Annotated in this window: 2 protein-coding genes; both read right to left on the minus strand. The window is 66.9% G+C overall.

Annotation, left to right across the window (positions count from 1 at the left end; genetic code table 11):
• Positions 1-40: 40 nt before the first annotated feature.
• Positions 41-796: a methyltransferase domain-containing protein gene (locus IEQ44_RS15490; protein ID WP_193639381.1), complete on the minus strand. Its 756-nt coding sequence runs from the start codon at positions 794-796 to the stop codon at positions 41-43.
• Positions 797-830: 34 nt separating this feature from the next.
• Positions 831-2,042: an IS110 family RNA-guided transposase gene (locus IEQ44_RS15495; protein WP_193639382.1), complete on the minus strand. Its 1,212-nt coding sequence runs from the start codon at positions 2,040-2,042 to the stop codon at positions 831-833.
• Between the last annotated feature and the right edge of the window lie 223 nt (positions 2,043-2,265).

Below are 2,265 nucleotides of genomic sequence, written 5' to 3' on the forward strand. Positions count from 1 at the left end.
CAAAACTGATGCTCCTATTGGCCGTCAAGGCCGTGGGGACTCAGCGCTGCAAGATCAGCTGCCAGGCGAATCCCACACGGTTGAACGGCTCGCGGTCGCAGAGCCCCAACTCGAGCGCCAGGAGGTCTTCGAAGAAGGCCGGGTCGTGCTTGGCGGTGTTGTCGACGAGTAGGTCGTTCGCGATCCGGTTGCCGTAGACCCCGACGGGTGTCATGCCCGCCTCGGTTGCCTCTCTCGCGATGGTGTCGACGTTGACCTTCCTAGCGTCCGTTTGGAAGGTCTCGACCTTGGCTCGCTCAGCCTGTAGTTCGGCGAGTGCCGCAGCGGGGCCGCTGTTCAGCAACTCGCGAAGGACGCGGCCGTCGGGGTTGACGTCCATGATCGAGAGCCGCCCGCCTGGACGGACGTGACTCGCAAGGGTCGCGACATCGCGATCGGCACCGCTGCGGTAGCGCAGCACGAAGTGACACATCACGAGGTCCCATTCACCGTCTGGGAGATCATCCAGACCACCACGGATCGTCGTGATGTTGGTGCCCGCAGTGGCCGCGCGCCGCGTGGCCTCTTCCAACCACTCTGCTGAAGGATCGACGATGGTCACGTCGTGCCCCGCCAGCGCGAGCGGCAGTGCGTCCATGCCGTCGCCGCCCCCAACATCAAGGACACGGATCTGCTTGCCGAGGTGTTCTGTCTGACGTTGTAGGACCTCGCCGACAACGCCGTACCGGATCCGCGCCCACGGGGTTTCCGTGTAGTCGCGCCAGGCTGCCAACTTCTCGCTGAACACGTCAGTCACGTGGCCAGTCTGCCGTCCCCGTGATTGTTGGGCGTCATGCGGCGGCCAGCCAGTCGCGGTAAGTCTGGGCCAGCTCGTCGTTCCTACGGATGCCACGCTCAAGTTCGCTGATCGTGGTCGGCCACACGCCGAGCTGGTTCGCCGCCGCGGTGAGGGTGATGTTCTTGGCCTGACGCAGTGGACGAAGGTCGTCGACGCCGGGGACCGTGACCGGTGTGGTGAGCAGCCGGAAGACCTCCCGCGCGATCGCGCGCTTGAGCTTGCGCAGGATGTCGCGGCTGCTGAACCCAGCGTCGCGCTGACGTGCCACGTACTCCTTGGTCCGTGGGTCGCTCGACATCCGCACCAGCGCGATCCGGTAGAGCGCCCCGTTCGCACCGCGGTCCCCGCCGCGCGAAAGGCGATGGCGGGTGACCTTGCCCGACGACGCGGGGATCGGACTCGCACCGCATAGAGCGGCGAAGGCAGATTCGCTGCGGAGGCGGTCGGGGTTGGCGCCGGCGGTGAGCAGGAGCTGGGCTGCGGTGTCGGGCCCGACGCCGTAGGCGGCACGCAGTCCGGGGTTCGCGGCGGTGACGAGCTGGTCCAGTTCGGCACCCAGCCGCACGTGCTCACGGGCGAGTTCGTTGCAGCACTGCGCGAGGGTCTTCAGGACGAGCAGGACGGCTCGCTCGACGGGCGTCCGGTTGGCCGGGACCTGCATCCGCGCTAGGACCGTGAGTCGCTTCTCCTTGGGCATGTCGCGGTACTTCTCCCGGATCACGGACGGCGCGGTGATGAGTTGGGCGTGGATCTGCCGCATCGCGCCTGTGCGGGCCTTCATCGCCGATCGCCGGGCGTTGTGCAGCGCACGGATGCCTTCGAGCGCGGCTGCGTCCTTAGCCGGGGCGATGCGGTGGTTGCCCAACGCGGCCCTCGCTGCTTGGTAGGCGTCGATCGGATCGGACTTGCCCAACCGACGTCGCTCGGCCCGTTCGGGGCGGATGACCTCGACCACCAGCAGCCCTTCGGCCACGGCCTCCGCGGTGATCCCTACACCGTAGGACGAGGTGCCTTCGATGCCGATTGCGATCGGGTCGCCGTGGCTGGCGATGAACGCCAACGCGCGGCGGTAGCCAGCCGGGGTGGTGGGGAACTCCTGGTCGGCCAGGTCGTGCCCGAGGCTGCTGATCACGGCCACATGGATGGAGTCTTCGTGGGTGTCGACCCCGCCGTAGACCTGCCCGGATTCGTCGTTCGCTGTCACGCTGGAACTGCCTTCCACTCGATGGAGGTAGGCCCCAGCCGGGTGGGCAGACAGGACAGTAATGAGGCGCTTGCCAGGCTCTTATGAAGTCATGTCCGCCCGGCTGGCGCCGTCATACGGACCCGCACCGGCCGGGCAATACAGTTGAAAGACAGTCCAGCAGGACGTCAGTCGGATGAGACGAGCCACGACCGCCGCGGGCGGTTCTCATCATTACTGTCGG

It is taken from the genome of Nocardioides malaquae, assembly GCF_015070385.1.
GTDB classification, from domain to species: Bacteria; Actinomycetota; Actinomycetes; order Propionibacteriales; family Nocardioidaceae; genus Nocardioides; species Nocardioides malaquae.